The organism is Stenotrophomonas sp. YJH_SMC_20 (assembly GCF_059367845.1).
Window position 1 is genome coordinate 44,304 of sequence record NZ_JCAFRG010000002.1, and the last position, 16,585, is coordinate 60,888.

17 protein-coding genes are annotated in these 16,585 nt (G+C 66.4%); 4 read left to right on the plus strand and 13 right to left on the minus strand.

What is annotated here, in order from left to right:
* Window positions 1-137: 137 nt before the first annotated feature.
* The 12 genes from flgL to AC5P6A_RS03610 form a co-directional block, all read right to left on the minus strand.
* Window positions 138-1,340 carry a flagellar hook-associated protein FlgL gene (gene flgL, locus AC5P6A_RS03555; RefSeq protein WP_019659614.1) on the minus strand — a complete coding sequence of 401 codons (1,203 nt, stop codon included), beginning with the start codon at window positions 1,338-1,340 and terminating at the stop codon, window positions 138-140.
* Complete coding sequence (gene flgK, locus AC5P6A_RS03560) at window positions 1,337-3,217, minus strand: flagellar hook-associated protein FlgK (RefSeq protein WP_021201758.1); 1,881 nt, start codon at window positions 3,215-3,217, stop codon at window positions 1,337-1,339. The genes flgL and flgK overlap by 4 nt, the downstream gene beginning before the upstream one ends.
* Window positions 3,218-3,225: 8 nt before the next feature.
* A complete protein-coding gene (gene flgJ, locus AC5P6A_RS03565; protein WP_346714812.1) occupies window positions 3,226-4,425 on the minus strand; it encodes a flagellar assembly peptidoglycan hydrolase FlgJ in 1,200 nt (399 codons plus the stop codon).
* Between the two features lies 1 nt (window position 4,426).
* Entirely contained in the window at window positions 4,427-5,557 is a 1,131-nt protein-coding gene (locus AC5P6A_RS03570) for a flagellar basal body P-ring protein FlgI (RefSeq protein WP_429001270.1), read from the minus strand.
* An 8-nt stretch (window positions 5,558-5,565) separates the two neighbouring features.
* Window positions 5,566-6,258 (minus strand): flagellar basal body L-ring protein FlgH, encoded by a 693-nt coding sequence (flgH, locus tag AC5P6A_RS03575; RefSeq protein WP_180877470.1) that lies wholly within the window; start codon window positions 6,256-6,258, stop codon window positions 5,566-5,568.
* Between the two features lie 22 nt (window positions 6,259-6,280).
* Complete coding sequence (gene flgG, locus AC5P6A_RS03580; RefSeq protein WP_005416457.1) at window positions 6,281-7,066, minus strand: flagellar basal-body rod protein FlgG; 786 nt, start codon at window positions 7,064-7,066, stop codon at window positions 6,281-6,283.
* Between the two features lie 102 nt (window positions 7,067-7,168).
* Entirely contained in the window at window positions 7,169-7,918 is a 750-nt protein-coding gene (locus AC5P6A_RS03585; RefSeq protein WP_019659619.1) for a flagellar basal body rod protein FlgF, read from the minus strand.
* Window positions 7,919-7,950: 32 nt separating this feature from the next.
* Entirely contained in the window at window positions 7,951-9,174 is a 1,224-nt protein-coding gene (flgE, locus tag AC5P6A_RS03590; protein WP_019659620.1) for a flagellar hook protein FlgE, read from the minus strand.
* Window positions 9,175-9,206: 32 nt separating this feature from the next.
* Entirely contained in the window at window positions 9,207-9,890 is a 684-nt protein-coding gene (locus AC5P6A_RS03595; RefSeq protein ID WP_019659621.1) for a flagellar hook assembly protein FlgD, read from the minus strand.
* A 23-nt stretch (window positions 9,891-9,913) separates the two neighbouring features.
* Complete coding sequence (gene flgC / locus AC5P6A_RS03600; RefSeq protein WP_005409575.1) at window positions 9,914-10,321, minus strand: flagellar basal body rod protein FlgC; 408 nt, start codon at window positions 10,319-10,321, stop codon at window positions 9,914-9,916.
* Window positions 10,322-10,324: 3 nt separating this feature from the next.
* Window positions 10,325-10,720, minus strand: a complete 396-nt coding sequence (gene flgB, locus AC5P6A_RS03605; RefSeq protein WP_005409576.1) for a flagellar basal body rod protein FlgB — start codon at window positions 10,718-10,720, stop codon at window positions 10,325-10,327.
* A 107-nt stretch (window positions 10,721-10,827) separates the two neighbouring features.
* Window positions 10,828-11,772: a chemotaxis protein gene (locus AC5P6A_RS03610; protein ID WP_019659622.1), complete on the minus strand. Its 945-nt coding sequence runs from the start codon at window positions 11,770-11,772 to the stop codon at window positions 10,828-10,830.
* Window positions 11,773-12,032: 260 nt separating this feature from the next.
* Here AC5P6A_RS03610 and flgA point away from each other — a divergent pair, with 260 nt between their 5' ends.
* The 4 genes from flgA to AC5P6A_RS03630 all read left to right on the plus strand — a co-directional run bounded on the left by flgA (window position 12,033) and on the right by AC5P6A_RS03630 (window position 14,715).
* Entirely contained in the window at window positions 12,033-12,689 is a 657-nt protein-coding gene (gene flgA / locus AC5P6A_RS03615; protein ID WP_495222231.1) for a flagellar basal body P-ring formation chaperone FlgA, read from the plus strand.
* 75 nt (window positions 12,690-12,764) lie between these two features.
* A complete protein-coding gene (gene flgM, locus AC5P6A_RS03620; RefSeq protein ID WP_019659624.1) occupies window positions 12,765-13,070 on the plus strand; it encodes a flagellar biosynthesis anti-sigma factor FlgM in 306 nt (101 codons plus the stop codon).
* Window positions 13,067-13,405: a flagella protein gene (locus AC5P6A_RS03625; protein WP_010485882.1), complete on the plus strand. Its 339-nt coding sequence runs from the start codon at window positions 13,067-13,069 to the stop codon at window positions 13,403-13,405. The genes flgM and AC5P6A_RS03625 overlap by 4 nt, the downstream gene beginning before the upstream one ends.
* A gap of 89 nt (window positions 13,406-13,494) precedes the next feature.
* On the plus strand, window positions 13,495-14,715 hold the full coding sequence (locus AC5P6A_RS03630; protein ID WP_019659625.1) for an ATP-binding protein: 1,221 nt from the start codon (window positions 13,495-13,497) through the stop codon (window positions 14,713-14,715).
* Between the two features lie 93 nt (window positions 14,716-14,808).
* Here the strand turns inward: AC5P6A_RS03630 and AC5P6A_RS03635 are convergent, their stop codons facing one another.
* Window positions 14,809-16,581: an EAL domain-containing protein gene (locus tag AC5P6A_RS03635; protein ID WP_019659626.1), complete on the minus strand. Its 1,773-nt coding sequence runs from the start codon at window positions 16,579-16,581 to the stop codon at window positions 14,809-14,811.
* Window positions 16,582-16,585 lie beyond the last annotated feature (4 nt).

The following is a 16,585-nucleotide window of genomic DNA, read 5'->3' on the forward strand; positions in this document are numbered from 1 at the left end:
GGTGGGGCCGGGCTTGATGGGCAATCACGGAAAATCCGCCGAGCGCTGTCTGGAATGCTTCGCGGCGACGGGCCACGGAAACGAAAAAGGCCGCGATGCAAGCATCGCGGCCTTTCGGGGCTGAGGCGGGGGTGCTGTCAGCCGATCTTGTTGAACAGCGACATCGACTGCATCTGCGAGAAGATCGTCTGTGCCGCCTGCAGCGCGGTGCTCTGCAACTGGTACTGGCTCAGCGCATCGGCGTAGTCCAGGTCGCGCATCTGCGACAGCGTGGTTTTCAGCGTCACGCTGTTGGCTTCGCGCATGTCGGCGGCGTTGTCCAGTGCCTTCAGCTGCGCGCCACCGGCCGCACGCGAATCGATCATCCGCTCCGACGCGCGCGCCACGTCACGCAATGCACTCTGCAGTTCGTTCTGCTGGGCGCTCATCTTCGCGGTGGTGCCGGTGTCGGCATCCAGTGCGGCGATCAGCTTGTCCATGGTGTCAAAGATGTCGCGGCTGCTCGCCGGCTTCACGTTGAAGCTGTCGCCCGCTGCCGGCGCGCCGGTAATCTGCAGCCGCACGCCGTTCACTTCCACGTTGTCACCTGCCTTGAAGGTGCCGGTGCCGGTCACGTTGCCGGCGCCATCCAGCACCTCGTACTGGTCGGCAGCGGTGAAGCGGATGCTGAAGGACTGCCCGTTCCAGCTGTCGCTGCCATCACGGGTGATGTTGGTCAGCACGCCGTTACCGGTGTTGCCCGCCGCAGCGGCGCCATCGACGAAGCCATCGCCGGTGGGGATGCGCATGAAGATTTCGCTGCCGGGCAGGGCATCGCGCACGTAGGTATCGGGGCCGACCTCGATCTGGCGCTGGGTCTGGTCACCGCGGTAGACCACCTTGCCATTGATCCTGGCAAACGGCGGATCGCCGTCGTTGGTGCCGCCGAATACATAGCGACCCGTGCCGTCCTCGGCGTTGGCCAGCGACAGCAGGCCGTCGCGGATCTGGTTCAGTTCGGTGATCAGCGTCTTCTTGTCGGACGCGCTCAGGGCGGGGTTGCTGGCCTGGATGGTCAGGTCGTTGACGCGCCCCATCAGATCATTGACCTGGGCCAGGGTGTTTTCCTGCACGCCCAGCCGGTTCTGCACGTTGCCGGCGTTGAGCTTCATCCGTTCCAGTGCGGCCAGGCTGCGGTCCAGTCCGACCGCTGCGCCGGCCCCGACCGGATCGTCCTTTGCGGAGACGATCTTGCTGCCGGTGGCGATCTGCTGCTCCAGGTGGCTGAGCTTGGCCTGCTTGGCCATCATCAGCGACACCGACTGGTTGTACATCATGCTGGTGGAGATGCGGCTGCTCATCGGCGGACGGCTCCCAGGATGGTCTGGAACATGCTGTCGGCGGTGGAGATCAGCTGCGAGGCGGCCTGGTAGGCCTGCTGCAGGCGCAGCATGTCGGCCGCTTCCTCGTCCAGGTTGACGCCGGACACTTCATCGCGCGCTTCCTGCGCCTTGTCGTTGATCACCAGTTGCGCTTCCAGCGAGTACTCGGCCGAACGGGCCGCAGCACCCACCTGGGTGGTGAGGCCACCCAGCGCGCCGTTCAGCGTCACCGTGCCGGCATTGAAGGCCTTGGCGCTCTCGACCTTGGCCAGCCTGGAGGCGTTGCTGTTGTCGGAGGAGCCGGCCGGCGTCGGGGTGATGTTGAAGGTGTCGCCGACCTTCGGCGCACCGTCCAGCACGAAGCTCCAGCCATTGGCGCTGATGGTCTGGCCGGGCGTGTAGGTCTGCGGCGGGCCACCATCGATGGTGTAGGTGGTGGCCGAGGTGAACACGATCGCGGCCGGATTGCGCAGGTTGGCGTTGCTCGAATCGGTCACGGTCACGCCACTCAGCTTGCCGGTGCCCGTGTTGGCCGTCGCGGCGGCGCCCTTGACCGCGGCAGCGGCTGCAATCCGGGACGGATCGGTGATGGCGATCTCCATGCTGCCGGCGACGCCTGCAGTGGGCTGCAGCAGGAATCGGTCGTTGGCAGCGGGGGTGCCGCCCACGACCAGCGTGACGCCGTTGATCACCAGCGGATCGGCGGCGGTGCCGGTGCCGGCCAGCGGAACGCTGGCGCCGGTGTCGGCCCGGCTGGCCTTCCAGTTGCTGCCATCGAACTGCAGCACCACGTTCTGCGCGTCCAGCTTGCCCAGGTCGCCATAGGTGGCGCTGAGGCTGGCGGTGCCGGTGTTGGCGTTGTTGGCGGTGACGCGCGGGTTGCCGATGTTGAAGAAGTCGCCCCCGAGCTGGCCATACATGTCCACGCCCTGGTGGTGGGCCTGGTTGAAGGTCTCGGCCAGGCCGACAGCCAACTTGCCCAGTTCGGCCTGGGCCGGGGTCAGCACGGTGTCGCGGAACTCCATCAGGCCGCCGATCTGGCCGCCTACTGCCTTCGGGTCGAGGCGGATGGTGTTGCCCTGCGTTTCCAGGGCCAGCTGCAGGCGCTCGGGCTGGTACGGGTCGGCCACGGTGGTGACCTTGGTTGCGGTGGTGCCCACCACCAGCGCGTTGCCGCCGGCGGTGTAGACATTCATGATGCCGCCGTCCTGGATCACCGCGGTGCCGCCGGTGTAGCCGATCAGCTGGGTGATCAGCTGGTCGCGCCGATCGAGCAGGTCGGGCGCGGCGGTGGCGATGTTGGTGCCGATCGCACCGTTGATCTGCGCGATCTCCTGCGCCAGGCGGTTGACCTCGGTGGCACCGGCCAGCAGGCCGTTGTTGACCTCGCTGTTGAGGTTGTTCAGGTGGGTGTTGAGCTGCACAAAGCGGTTGGCCAGGGCCTTGCCGCCATCGAGCATGTTCTGGCGATCGGCCGTGCCGGAGGCATTGGAGGACAGGCCACTGACCGAGTCGAAGAAGTTCGACCACACACCAGAGACATTCGTGGCCGCATCAGAGAACAGCGCGTTGACCCGGTCGGCCATGCCCGAAAGCTGTTTCAGGCGCGCCAGTTCGCCGCTGCTGTCGAGCAGGCGCGAGATGGCCAGCTGGTCGGCGGTGCGGCGGATGTCGGTGATGCGGGTACCGTTGCCGACCGTGCCGTAGCCATAGTTCTGCGGATCGGCGGTGGCGAAGTTGACCTTCTGCCGGCTGTAGCCGGGCGTATTGAGGTTGGCCACGTTGTGGCTGGTGGTCGCCAACGCACGCTGGAAGGCGAGCAGGGCACCGGTACCGGTGGAAAGTACGCTGGACATGGGATTCCTCAACGACGGGTGATACCCAGCGCCGCGGTCGCGGTGCTGGCGAAGGTCTGGCCAAGGCGCGAGCCGGCGTCTGCCACGGCGGCGACGGCGCGCTCGATGGTCGGGCCGCCGGCGATCGCGGCGATCTTGGCCGCGTAGCGCGGATCGGTGGCATAGCCGGCGCGCTGCAGGCCACGGGCGAAGCCCTGCACGTCGGTGCCGGCCTGCAGGGCCTGCTGGTAGCGCGGGCTGGTCTTCAGCAGGCGCACGTAGTCGGCAAAGCTCTCGGCCGGCGAACTGTAGGCGCGGAAGCTGGCGGTCTCGTTGCGGCGCACGCCATCGACATATTCATGGGTGCCGGCTACGGCGCGCTGGCCGTTCCAGCCATTGGCCTTGATGCCGAACAGGTTGTGCGAAGTGCTGCCGTCGGCATGCTTGATGTGGCGCTTGCCCCAGCCGGTTTCCAGCGCCGCCTGGGCGACCAGGGCGCGGGCATCCACGCCCAGTTCCTTGGCCGCACGCTGCGCGTGCTGCCAGATGCTGGCGACGAAGCCTTCCGGGGTGTGCTCGCCGAGCCGGGCGACAGCGGTGCGGGTCGCCATCGCATCGGCCGGGCTGATCGCGGTGCCGCGGTTGCTGGCGGTGGCCGACCACTGGTCGCTGTTGGCGGCCCAGTCCTCGCCCTGCAGGCTGCCGATGTACGGATCGTCGGTGCCCAGCGAGCGGTGCATGCTGCTGCTCTCGCGCCCGGCGATCAGATCCAGGGCCTGCTCCATCGGCGCCACTGCCGCCTGCGCACCGTGCTGCGCACCGGCGGCCATCTGCTGCAGCAGGCGCACCGCCTGGCTGCCGTCTTCCAGTGGCAGCGACGGTGCCGGCCTGGCCGGTGCATTGAGCTGGTAAGCACGGCTGGCCTTGGCCGGATCCACGCGGGTATCCAGCGCCGGGCCATCGGCGGCCTGGCCGGACAGCTGCCGGCTGATCATGCTGGACAGGCCCAGGCCTTTGCCGCGGGTCATCGCCTCGGCAATCTTCTGGTCGTACATCTCGCGGAACATCTTGTTCTCGCCGGGAAACAGCGAGTCGCCGAAGCTGGCGTCACGCATGCTCTTGACCAGCATCTGCGCGAACCGGCCTTCCAGCTGGCGCGCCACCTTGTCGATCCTTGCCGGATCGTTCTGTTGCGCCGGGTGCAGGTCGAATGCGGGATTGATGCGCATGTCAGATAACCTCGAGCTCGGCACTCAATGCGCCGGCCTGCTTCAGGGCTTCCAGGATCGCGATCAGGTCGCCCGGTGCCGCACCTACGGCGTTCACCGCATGCACGATCTCGTCCAGGGTGGTGCCGCCGCTGAACTTGAACATGCGGCTGCCGTCGTTGGTGGCGGTGATGGTGGACTGCGGGCTGGCCACGGTGCGGCCGCCGGACAGGGCATTGGGCTGGCTGACGTTGGTGTTTTCCTGGATGGTCACGGTCAGCGAACCGTGCGAGATCGCCGCGGGTCCCACGCGCACCTGCTGGCCGATGACCACGGTGCCGGTGCGCGAATTGACCACCACCTTGGCCGGGGCGCTGCCCGGGGTCAGTTCCAGGTTCTCGATGCGCGCCAGCAGGCCGACGCGTGCGCCGGGGTCGGTCGGCGCGGTGACCGCGACGGTCACGCCATCGATCGCGCGTGCCGCACCTTCGCCGAAGGCGTTGTTGAGCGCAGCGACCATGCGCGAGACCGTGGTGAAATCGTTGTTGTGCAGGTTCAAGGTGATGTCGCCGCCATTGGCCAGCGGATCGGGCAGGGCACGTTCCACGGTTGCACCGTTGGGAATGCGGCCGACGCTGGGCACGTTCACCGAGACACGGGAACCATCCTTGCCCTGCGCACCAAAGCCGCCGACGATCAGGTTGCCCTGGGCGATCGCGTAGATCTGGCCGTCGGCACCGCGCAGCGGCGCCATCAGCAGCGAACCGCCGCGCAGCGACACCGCGTTGCCGATGGAAGACACGGTGATGTCGATCGGCTGGCCGGGCTTGGCGAACGGCGGCAGTTCAGCGTGGATCGCCACCGCCGCCACGTTCTTCAGCTGCGGGTTGACGTTCGGCGGCACGTTCACGCCCAGCTCGCCGAGCAGGTTCTTCAGGCTCTGCACGGTGAAGGGCGCCTGGCTGGTGCGGTCGCCGCTGCCATCCAGGCCGACCACCAGGCCATAGCCCACCAGCGCGTTGCCGCGAACGCCGCCGACCTGGGCCAGGTCCTTGATGCGCTCGGCACTGGCGGGCGCCGTCACGGCCAGCAGCATCAGCGCGACGAACGACGCCACGCGGCGCTGCCAGGAGGAAGTGAGAAAGAGTTTCATGGCCATACTCAGAACGGCGTCAGGCCGGAGTTGAAGAAGCGGCTCAGCCAGCCCATCGCGTTGGACTGCGCGACCGGGCCGCGGCCGCCATAGACGATGCGGGCTTCGGCCACGCGGCTGGACGGAATGGTGTTGTCCTGGCTGATGTCGCCAGGGCGCACGATGCCCTGCACCTGCACCAGTTCATCGCCCTGGTTCAGCCGCAGGTTCTTCTGCCCCTGTACTACCAGGTTGCCGTTGGGCAGGCGTTGGACCACGGTGACCGTGACGCTGCCCTGCAGGCGGTTGCTCTGCGCGCTGTTGCCCTTGCCGGTGAAATCACGCTTGCCTTCCGCACTGGCGCTGAGGATGTCCTTGCCGCCCAGGGTGACCGGCGCGCCAAAGATGCTCGGGCTGCCCAGGCTCAGGTTGGACTCCTTGTTGGTGGCGGTGTTTGCACTGGTCTGCGCGGTGGTGCTTTCCAGCAGGGTGATGGTCAGCAGGTCGCCGACATCGCGTGCGCGGCGGTCTGAATACAGCTGCAGGGTCGGGCCGGCGGCATAGATCGCCCCGGCGGTGGGCGCGGCCTGCGGCGGCATGATCGGCTGGATCGGCGCCATCGCCGGGTAGGGGCGCACGTCGCCCGCGATCACGCAGCCACCGAGCAGGGCGGCCACGGTGCAGGCGAGGGCAGTGCGGGCAAAGTTGGAAATGGGCGACATGGCGGTTTCCCGGTTGGGCCGGTCAGATCTTGTTGTTGAGATAGCCGAGCATCGAGTCGGTGGTGGAGATCGCCTTGGCATTCATTTCGTAGGCGCGCTGGGTTTCGATCATCGACACCAGCTCTTCCACCACATTGACGTTGCTGCCTTCCAGCGCCCCCTGCACCACGGTGCCGAGGCCGTTCAGGCCGGGATTACCGTTCTGGGCCGGGCCCGAGGCCGTGGTTTCCAGGAACAGGTTCTCGCCGCGCGCCTGCAGGCCGGCCGGATTGACGAAGTCGGTCAGGGTCAGCGCACCGACTTCCACCGACGCGGCGTTGTCGGCCATCTTCACGCTGATGGTGCCGTCGCTGCCGATGGTGACCGACTGCGCGCCCTCGGGAATCTGGATGCCCGGCTGCACCGGGTAGCCGCTGTTGGTGACCAGCTCGCTGTCCTGGTTGATCTTGAACGAGCCATCACGGGTGTAGGCCGAGCTTCCGTCGGGCATCTGCACTTCGAAGAAGCCGCGGCCGTTGACCATCACATCCAGGGCGCGACCGGTCTGCTGCTGGCCACCCTGTTCGAAGTTCTTGGCGGTTGCTACCACGCGCACGCCGGTGCCCAGCTGCAGGCCGGTCGGCAGCTGCGTCTGCGCCGACGAAGAGCCGCCCGGCTGGCGCACCTGCTGGTACAGCAGGTCCTCGAAGCTGGCACGGTCCTGCTTGAAGCCGGTGGTGTTGGTGTTGGCGAGGTTGTTGGAAACCACCGACATGCGCATCTGCTGCGCATCCAGTCCGGTTTTCGCGATCCACAATGCCTGGTTCATCTTCGATGTCCTGTCTGGTGAAACCGGCCGCGTGGTGCGGCCCTTGTATGCGGGTGTGCAAGCGGTGTGCCAGCGCCGGCATCAGCCGGCGCCGGAATTCCGTCAACTGCCCAGGCGCAGCATGCTGTTGGCGCTGCGCGCGTTTTCGTCGCCGTGTTTGATCACCTGCACCTGCATTTCGTACTGGCGCTGCAGCTGGATCATCTGCACCAGTGCCCCGGCCGCATCGACATTGCTGCCTTCCAGCTGGCCGCTGTGCACTGCGGTGCCCTGTGCCGGTGCGAACGGCTGTTGCGGGTCGGTATTGCGGAACAGGCCATCCAGGCCGCGCTCGAGGCGCTCGTCCGGTGCCTGCACCACCTTGATCCGGCCGATCTGCGCCATGGTCTGCGGGCCTTCACCCTGCGGGATGATCGAGATCGTGCCGTCGGCACCGATCTCCATCGCCTGGTAGGGCGGAATGGCGATCGGGTTGTTGTTGTCATCCAGTACCGTGCGGCCGCCGGAGGTCACCAGCTGGCCATTGGGGGTGACCGACAAGGCCGCGCCGCGCGTATACGCCTCGCTGCCATCGCTGGCCTGCACCGCCAGCCAGGTGCCGCTCTGCAGCGCCAGGTCCAGCGGTTTGCCGGTGATGTGCTGCGCGCCGGGCGTGCGGTTGAAGCCAGCGTCGACGTGCAGCGCATCCACCCGCGAGGCAAAGCCGGGGCCGCGGATCGGGAAGGCTTCGGTGTTGGCCAGCGCTTCCTTGAAGCCGGGGGTGTCCGAGTTGGCGAGATTGTGGCTGAGCGTTCCCTGCGCCTGCAGGGAGGCGCGGGCACCGGTCATCGCCACGTAAAGGGCTTTATCCATGCGGGGAGTTCCGTGACAGGGTCAGCGGGTCATCAACGGATGTTGATGACCGTCTGGGTGATCTGGTCCTGGGTGGTGATCATCTGTGCGTTGGCCTGGAAGTTGCGCTGCGCGGTGATCATGTTGACCAGCTGCTCGGTGAGGTCGACGGTGGACGCTTCCAGCGAACCTGCCTGGATCTTGCCGAGGTTGGAGGTATCGGGCATGCCGGTGCGCGGCGTGCCCGACTCGAAGGTCTCGACCCACAGGTTGTTGCCCTTCGATTCCAGGCCCTGCGTGTTGTTGAAGGTCGTCAGCGCCACCTGGCCCAGCGGCTTGTCGTCGCCGTTGGAATAGCGGGCGTAGACCACGCCGGATTCGGACACGGTGATTTCATTGAGCTTGCCGGCGGCATAACCGTCCTGCTGGGTGTTGCGCAGCGCGAACTTCTCGCCGTACTGGGTCGAGCCGTTGATATCCAGCGTCATGTTCAGCTGGCCGGCGCCGGTGGTGGGGGTGAACGTGCCGAGGCCGACCTTGCCGTTGGCCGGGGCGGTCAGCTTGCCGCTGTTGTCGAAGGTGACCGCGGTCGGGGTGCCAGCGGGCTGGCCATCGACATAGTTGTGCACGGTCCATTCGTTGGGGTTGGCTCCCTTGACGAAGTACGAGACCTGGATGTGGCTCACGCCCAGCGAGTCGTACACGGTGATGCCGCCGCTGGAATGGTTGTAGCTGTTGGAATCGGCCGGGTCGAAGGTGGCCACCGTCGGCTGCTTGGCGTTGGCCGGCAGGGTGAAGCCGACCTTCACTTCGCTGGTCTGCTTCGGCGGGCTGTCGGTGGTCAGCAGCTGCAGGTCGACCAGGCGGCCGGCGTCGAAGTTGGTGCCATCGGCATTCGGTGCGAACACCTGCAGGCGCGCACCCTGCGGATTGACCACGTAGCCGGCCGAATCGGTCTGGAAGTTGCCGGCACGCGAATACACCCGCGAACCGTTCATGTTCATGGTGAAGAAGCCCTCACCGGAAATGGCCATGTCCAGGCTGCGCCCGGTCTGCTCGTTGTGGCCCTGGATGAACTGCTGGGCGACGTTGGAGACGCGCACGCCCGAGCCGGTCTGGTTCTTCGACAGGCCGTAGCTGGTGGAGGCGAACAGATCGGCGAACTCGGCGCGCGACTGCTTGAAGCCGGTGGTGTTGACGTTGGCGACGTTGTTGGCGGTGACGCTCAGGTCGGTGTTGGCGGCATTGATGCCGGACAGCGAGACATTGAAGCCCATGGGATGCTCCTGGTTGATGCGGGATGTGCGGCTCAGCTGACGCGGAGCACGTAGTCGATCGGGGCCGTGCCCAGGCCCTTGAGGTTCAGGTACAGGCCGTCGGAACCGACGGTCACGCTTTCCACCGGCGCCTGCACGTAGGTGGACAGCTTGGTGCTCTTGCCGGCGGTATCGACATGGTTGGCGACGATGGAGTACTTGCCCGGCTCCATGCGTTTGCCGTTGGCGTCCTTGCCGTCCCACTGGAAGGCGGTCTCGCCGGCGGCAGTGGCTTCCACGCTCAGCGAGGTGACCTTGGCGCCGTTGGCATCGGTGATGTCCACGGTGATGATGCCGGCCGACGGCGCGGCCACCGTGCCTTCGACGCTGCCCTCCTTCTCCAGTACCAGCTTTTCCGACGGCACCAGCACCTGGTGGCCGACCAGTGCCGCGCCACGCAGCACCTGGTCGCTGGCCATCGACTCCTGGAAGCCCTTCACCGTCTTGTTCAGATCGGTGATGCCCTGCACGGTGGACATCTGCGCCATCTGCGCGACCATCTGGGTGTTGTCCATCGGCTTCAGCGGGTCTTGGTGCTGCAGCTGCTCGGTCATCAGGCGCAGGAAATCGGCCTGGTCCAGCGTGTTCTTCTTCTTGGTGGCGTTGCTGTTCGGGGCGTTCAGACCAAGTGCGGTATAGACGTCCTGGTTGGTCTGGTTGTTGACGGCGGTGGTCATGGCGGTATCCGGTACTGCGGGCCTCAGCGGCCCATGGTCAGGGTGGCCAGGGCCAGTTCCTTGGCGGTGGTCAGCATCTCCACGCCGGCCTGGTAGTTGCGCGAGGTCGAGATCAGGTTGACCATCTGCGCCACCGGGTCGACGTCGGGCTGGTAGATGTAGCCATCGCCATCGGCCAGCGGGTGGCCCGGCTCATAGCGCTTGATCGGCGCCGCATCGCTCTGGGTGATCTCCTTCACCTTCACCGAGGTGATGTTCGGATCGTTCTTGCTGGTGACGGCCTGGAAGATCGGCTCCAGCGGCTTGTACACGGCGTCGGCGGAACCGGCGACGGTATCGGCGTTGGAGAGGTTGGAGGCGATGGTGCTCATGCGCACCGACTGCGCCTGCAGCGCGGAGCCGGCGATATCGAAGATCGGCAGGTTGCTCATGGCTTATTGCCCCGTGATCGCGGTCAACATGGAACGCACCTTGCTCTCGACGAAGCTGAGCGAAGCGCGGTACTCGAGCGCGGCGCGGCCGTAGGCCGCACGCTCGGCATCGGGATCGACGGTGTTGCCGTCCAGGCTGGGTTGCACGCCTTCGCGCGCGATCTGGAACGGGTTCAGGCCGCTACTGATTTCGTAGTGCTGCTCATGGGTAGTGGCCATCAGGCCATTGGCATCCTGCCCCTGGGCATGGCGCAGGGCGGCGTCGAAGTCCAGGTCCTGGGCCTTGTAGCCGGGAGTATCGGCATTGCCGAGGTTGCTGGCGATCAGCTTCATCCGCTGTTCGCGCAACGGCATGGCCTGGGCGTGGACGCCCAGGTAGTCGGTAATCAGGTTGCGCACGGTGCACTCCCACGGGAACGTTGCCCGGGAAGCTGCAAGGGGTGTGCCAAAGCACGCGCGACATCGCGTCCGCCGGGCCATGCCCGGCGGAGACCCGTGACGCGGCCTTACGCCGCCATCGCGACCTTGCGCAGGCGGTCCAGCACGAAGTCAGCCAGCTCGTGCGGCGAGTACTTGGCGACGAAGGCATTGGCGCCGACGCGCTCGACCATCGCGTTGTTGAATACGCCCGACAGCGAGGTATGCAGCAGCACGTACAGGCCGGCAAGGCCAGGGTGGCGCCGGATTTCCGTCGTCAGCGTATAGCCGTCCATGGCCGGCATTTCGATGTCCGAGATGACCATGGCATAGCGCTCGGCCGGGTTCTCGCCCGAGGCGTGGATCTGCAGCAGATGGTCCAGCGCCTGCTTGCCATCGGAAAGCAGGGTGGCGCCAACGCCCAGCTGGTCCAGCACGCTGCGGATCTGCTGGCGGGCCACGCGCGAATCGTCCACCACCAGCACTTGCAGCTGCGGGCCATCGGCAGGCATTGCCATTGCTGGATCGAGTACGGCATCACCGCGTACCTGGGCGATATCGGCCAGCACGCTTTCAACGTCGATCACCTGGATCAGCTCACCCTGGAAGCGGGTCACCGCCGTCAGGTAGCTCGATTCGGCACCCAGTTCCGGCGGCGGGTGGATGTCTTCCACCGCGATATTGACGATGCGCTCCACGCCGCTGACCAGGAAGCCCTGGATCGAACGGTTGAATTCGGTGACGACCAGGTAGCCAGGCGAGGTATCCGCGTCAGGCTCACGCTCGGGGTGGCCGATGGCCAGGCCCAGGTCGAGCACCGGCACCGAGCGGCCGCGTACGTCGGCCACGCCGGCAAACTGGCTGGGCAACCCGGGCACCTGGAACAGCTCCGGGCGCCGCAGGACTTCCTGCACCTTGAAGACATTGACGCCAAAAAGCTGACGTCCGCCGAGACGGAACAACAGCAGCGCCAGGCGGTTGTGGCCGGCCAGTCGGGTTCGCTGGTCGATCCGGTTGAGCAGGTCATGGGACATGGCTGCTGTATCGGCGGGGTGGGCGCCAAACTTGAGGGCGCTCTGCCGCCTGCGCGGTCCGCACCACGTTTGTAGAGTCGACTGTCAGTCGACCGCTCTTCGATGCGATCACGGAAAACCCCGTGCTTCGCGCGAAAGTCGACTGACAGTCGACTCTACCCATCCGGTCGCATCCCCATCCCGGATCCGATCAACGGGTCTCGGCGCTCTGGCACACCCCTTGCACGCACCAGGGCCAGATTCCATCGACAGGAGGCGCCATGCGCCGGGTCACACCTCTATTCGCCATCGTGCTCGCCGCAGCCGCGCCATGGGCAGCCGCTGCAGAGTGGCAGCCGGTTGCCAGCATCCGCGCGGCGGCGTTGTCGACGCTGCCTGCCGGGAGCGAGGGGGAGGCGCAGGTGGCCGATGCGCTGCGCCTGCCCAAGTGTGGCGGCGCGCTGCAGGTGCAGCCCACCGCCAACACCACGGTGGAAGTCAGCTGTCCCGACGCCGGTGGCTGGCGCCTGATCGTGCCAGTGAAAGTGCGGCGCAACCAGACCGTGCTGGTGCTCAACCGCGGAATCGGTACTGGAGAAACCCTTACCGCTGCCGATATCACCACTGCCCAGCGTGATGCCGCCCGGATTGCCGGTGCGGTGCTGGCCGATCCCAACGCAGCGATCGGCCGCATCGCCCGCCGTCCGTTGCAGGCCGGGGCCCTGCTGTCGAGCAACGATCTGGTGGTGCAGCGTCTCATCAAGCGAGGAGACAATGTGGCGCTGGTCTCGCGTCGCGGCTCGGTCGAGGTCCGTATTGCAGGCCGTGCGATGGGTGACGCGGGTGAGAACGAGCGGGTCTCGGTCGAGAACCTGTCCTCGCGGCGGATCGTGCAGGGCACGGTCGACGCCGCCGGTGACGTAATCGTGGCGCGTTGAATTACCGCAGAATATCCCTAAAGATCACGGCCCTGCGGCCGTTATCCCATGTGAACGGCAACTCCAGGACACCCCATGAGCCAGAAAATCGACGGCAACTTGCAGGTCCCCCAGGCCCTGCGCAGCGTGACGACCCCGGCCAACAAGCCCGGTGTAAGCACCGATGCGGCGGCACGCCCGGTCGAGGCGGCCGACAGCCTGCGCCTGACCGGCGAGGCCACCAATCTGCAGGCCATCGAGCGTGAGCTGACCACCGCCCCGGCAATCGACGCCCAGCGCGTGGCCGCCGTGCGCGAGGCGCTGCAGAACGGCACCTACAAGATCAATCCGGACGCGATCGCATCGCGCATGCTCGAGCTGGACCAGCAGCTGCACGGATGACTGCGGCGATGAGCGAGCCGCTGCAGCGTCTTGCCCAGGCCCTGGACGTTGAACGCCAGGCCCTGGTCGAGCACGACGTGCACGCTCTGATCCGGGCCACCGGCGCCAAGCTGGAAGCGCTGCGTGCGCTGGAAGGCGCGCCGCCGGTCGGGGAAGGCGAGCAGCTGCAGGAACTGGCCGAACGCAACCGCGCCAACGGCGTGCTGCTGTCGCGCCGGCGCCGCGAGGTCAACTGGGCCCTGCGCCAGCTCGGGCGCACCGAAGATGCCTCGGCCTACGATGCCAAGGGGCAGGCGCACACCGTCACAGCGCGCCGCCCACTCGCCGTCGCCTGAGGCGGCGCTCGAACAACCCCATCACGCGGGCTGAAGCCCGCTGCACGAGCGCGTATATTGGGCGTCTGTTCGAATGCCCCCGAGTCGCCGTGTCCGCTGCCAACGCCCTGGTTACCGCCCCCCTTCCGCCACAGCCGGTACTGCAGGCCCTGCTTGAGCGCCTGCGCGAAGGGCTGCTGCTGTTCACCGAAGACGGGCAGGTTGCGCTGGCCAATCCAGCCGCGCAGAACCTGTTGGCAAGCGGTGAGGATGGTGCATTGCCGCCCCCGCAGCGGCTTCGCGAGCTGCTGCCCCCCGATGCACTGGAACACGCGCGCCAGCATGGTCACTGGAACGGCAGCCTGCCGCTGGGCGAGGGCGTGGTCATCGCCCACCTGTATCACCACGGCCCGGTGGGGCAGGGGCACTTCCTGGCCTTGTTCCGTCATATCGAAGGACAGGAAGACTACGAGCGAGAACTGCAGCAGCGCCACGCCGAGCTGCGCCAGGCCTACCTGCGGCTCAACGGCACCCAGGAGAAACTGCTGCAATCGGAGAAGATGGCCTCGATCGGCCAGCTTGCTGCTGGCGTCGCGCACGAGATCAATAATCCGATCGGCTACGTGCACTCAAATCTGGGCAGCCTGCAGGAGTACCTGCGCAGCCTGTTCACCGTGATCGAAGCCTACGAACGCGCGTTGCGTGCGCCGGACCCGAAGGCGCTGATCCCGGAGATCGATGACATCCGTGACCGCCTGGACATCGATTTCATCAGCCGCGACCTGCCGCAGCTGATGGCCGAATCGCGCGAAGGCATCGAACGGGTGACGCGCATCGTGCGTGATCTGAAAGACTTCTCGTATTCCGGGCGTGACGAGTCGTGGAAGCTGGTCGACCTGCACGCGGGCCTGGAATCGACCATCAACATCATCTGGAACGAGCTCAAGTACAAGGTCACCCTGGTACGCGAGTTCGGCCAACTGCCGCTGGTGGAATGCCTGCCATCGGAGTTGAACCAGGTCTACATGAACCTGCTGCTCAACGCGGGCCATGCCATCGCCGAGCGCGGCACGATCACCGTGCGCACCGGCGTCGATGGCGACCAGGTGTGGGTCGAATTCGAGGACACCGGCGGTGGCATCTCGCCGGAACTGCGCCAACGCATCTTCGATCCGTTCTTTACCACCAAGCCGGTGGGCAGTGGCACGGGCCTGGGCCTGTCGATCTCCTACAGCATCATCAACAAGCACCATGGCCGGATCGACCTGGACAGCACCCCGGGCGTGGGCTCGCGCTTCCGCGTGGTGCTGCCGGTGAAGCAGCCGCGCTGACCGCTTCGGGTAATGCCGGCCGCTGGCCGGCAACCTCATTGCACCCGGCATGCAGAGCAGCCGGCCAGCGGCCGGCTCTACCAGGCTGGATCGTTACCGCAGCGGGCGGTCCTCGCCGCCGTCTCCGCTCTCCACCGGCGCCGGCCCGGCGTTGCTGCGGCGCTGTTCCTCGTACGTGCGGAACGCCTGGTGGATATGCTTGCGCAGCTCGTCGTCGTTCCATGGCTTGGTCAGGAAGCGGTAGATCGCGCCGCGGTTGATCGCATCGGTCACCGTGTTCAGATCGGTATAGCCGGACAGCACCAACCGGATCGTGTCCGGGTACAGCATCTTCACCCGGCCGAGGAACTCGGTGCCGCTCATGTCGCTCATGCGCTGGTCGGACAGGATCACCTGCACGTCGTTGATCGCCAGCAGGTCGAACGCATCACGCACGTTGCCGGCCGCCAGGATGCGGTAGCCGTCGCGACGGAACAGCCGCACCAGCGATCGCAACACGTTCTCTTCGTCGTCCAGCAAGAGCAGCGTGCGGTCGGGACGGGTCTCGGCGAAAGCTTCCGGGCGCAGGTAGCGGCGGCGCAGGGTCATGCCTGCGGCATCGGCCGACATCGGTTCGCCGAACAGGTAGCCCTGGAACACATCACAGTCGTTGCGACGCAGGAAGCCAAGCTGCGCCTGCGATTCAACGCCGTTGGCGATCACCGTCATGCCCAGCTGATGGCCCATGGCGATGATCGCGCGGGCGATGGCCGCCTCGCGGTTGCCGGCCGGCGCGCTCTTGATGAAGCTGCGGTCGATCTTCAGCTTGTCCACCGGGTAGCGCACCAGCGCACTGAGACTGGAGTCACCGGTGCCGAAGTTGTCCAGGCTCAGGCTGATGCCCTCGTTGCGCAGGTTGGCCAGCGTCTCATGCACGAAGTTGACGTTGTTGGTCAGCGCGCTTTCGTTGATCTCCAGCGTCAGCATCTGTGCCGGTATGCCCGCGGCCTGGATCAGGCCCATCACTTCGGCGAAGAAGTTCGGCCGCAGCAGCTGCAGGGTGGAGACGTTCACCGCGATGGTGAAATCGTCGAAGCCTTGGTCGCGCCACAGGCGGGCCTGCTTGAGTGCACCTTCCAGCACCCAGGTGCCGATCTGCACGATGATGCCCAGCCGCTCGGCGGTGCGCATGAAGCGCTCCGGCACCAGCATGCCCAGCGTCGGTGACTGCCAGCGCAGCAGCGCTTCCATGCCGACCACGTGGCCATCGCGGGCGCTGACCAACGGCTGGTAGCGCAGTTTCAGTTCGCCGTTGGGAATGGCATCGACGATCTGCCGCGCGATGATGCTCTCGCTGTGCGCGCTCGGCGGCGTGTCCACGGCGTGGATGCGCACCGCGTTGCCGCCCTCGCGGGCGGCCTGGTACAGCGCATCTTCGGCGTGGTCCAGCAGGCGTGAAACGTTGCTGGCATGCTCCGGGCACAGGCTCACGCCCAGCTTGCCGGTCATGAACAGCGTGTACGGCAGGACCGACAGCGGCAGTTCCATCTGCTGCCGGATTTCCTCGGCGAAATCCTCCGGCAGTGGCACCTCGGCTGTGCGTGGCACCGCGATCAGGAACTCGTCGCTGCCGTGGCGCCACAGTTTGCCGCGCCCTCGCAGGTAGGACTGCAACCGCTGCGCAACCAGCACCAGGGCCTGGTCACCTACCTCGGCGCTCATGTTTTCGTTGACAGAGGCGAAGTGGTCGATGTCCACATGCATCAGCATGAGTGCGGTACCGCCCGAGGCCGCCTCGGCGACCATCACCTGCAACTCGGGGTTGCCGGCACCGAGGCGATCAGGCGCATCATCGATGCTGACCGGGGGCTGGTTGGGATTCCACATAGGC

Coding starts and splice junctions, on each gene's coding strand:
- AC5P6A_RS03625 (WP_010485882.1), top strand. CDS start 13,067: ATGACTGCGGCGATGAGCGAGCCGCTGCAGCGTCTTGCCCAGGCCCTG.
- flgG (WP_005416457.1), bottom strand. CDS start 7,066: ATGAACCAGGCATTGTGGATCGCGAAAACCGGACTGGATGCGCAGCAG.
- flgC (WP_005409575.1), bottom strand. CDS start 10,321: ATGAGCAACCTGCCGATCTTCGATATCGCCGGCTCCGCGCTGCAGGCG.
- flgA (WP_495222231.1), top strand. CDS start 12,033: ATGCGCCGGGTCACACCTCTATTCGCCATCGTGCTCGCCGCAGCCGCG.
- AC5P6A_RS03570 (WP_429001270.1), bottom strand. CDS start 5,557: ATGAAACTCTTTCTCACTTCCTCCTGGCAGCGCCGCGTGGCGTCGTTC.
- flgJ (WP_346714812.1), bottom strand. CDS start 4,425: ATGCGCATCAATCCCGCATTCGACCTGCACCCGGCGCAACAGAACGAT.
- AC5P6A_RS03610 (WP_019659622.1), bottom strand. CDS start 11,772: ATGTCCCATGACCTGCTCAACCGGATCGACCAGCGAACCCGACTGGCC.
- AC5P6A_RS03595 (WP_019659621.1), bottom strand. CDS start 9,890: ATGACCACCGCCGTCAACAACCAGACCAACCAGGACGTCTATACCGCA.
- flgL (WP_019659614.1), bottom strand. CDS start 1,340: ATGAGCAGCCGCATCTCCACCAGCATGATGTACAACCAGTCGGTGTCG.
- flgH (WP_180877470.1), bottom strand. CDS start 6,258: ATGTCGCCCATTTCCAACTTTGCCCGCACTGCCCTCGCCTGCACCGTG.
- AC5P6A_RS03585 (WP_019659619.1), bottom strand. CDS start 7,918: ATGGATAAAGCCCTTTACGTGGCGATGACCGGTGCCCGCGCCTCCCTG.
- AC5P6A_RS03635 (WP_019659626.1), bottom strand. CDS start 16,581: ATGTGGAATCCCAACCAGCCCCCGGTCAGCATCGATGATGCGCCTGAT.
- flgM (WP_019659624.1), top strand. CDS start 12,765: ATGAGCCAGAAAATCGACGGCAACTTGCAGGTCCCCCAGGCCCTGCGC.
- flgK (WP_021201758.1), bottom strand. CDS start 3,217: ATGTCCAGCGTACTTTCCACCGGTACCGGTGCCCTGCTCGCCTTCCAG.
- flgE (WP_019659620.1), bottom strand. CDS start 9,174: ATGGGCTTCAATGTCTCGCTGTCCGGCATCAATGCCGCCAACACCGAC.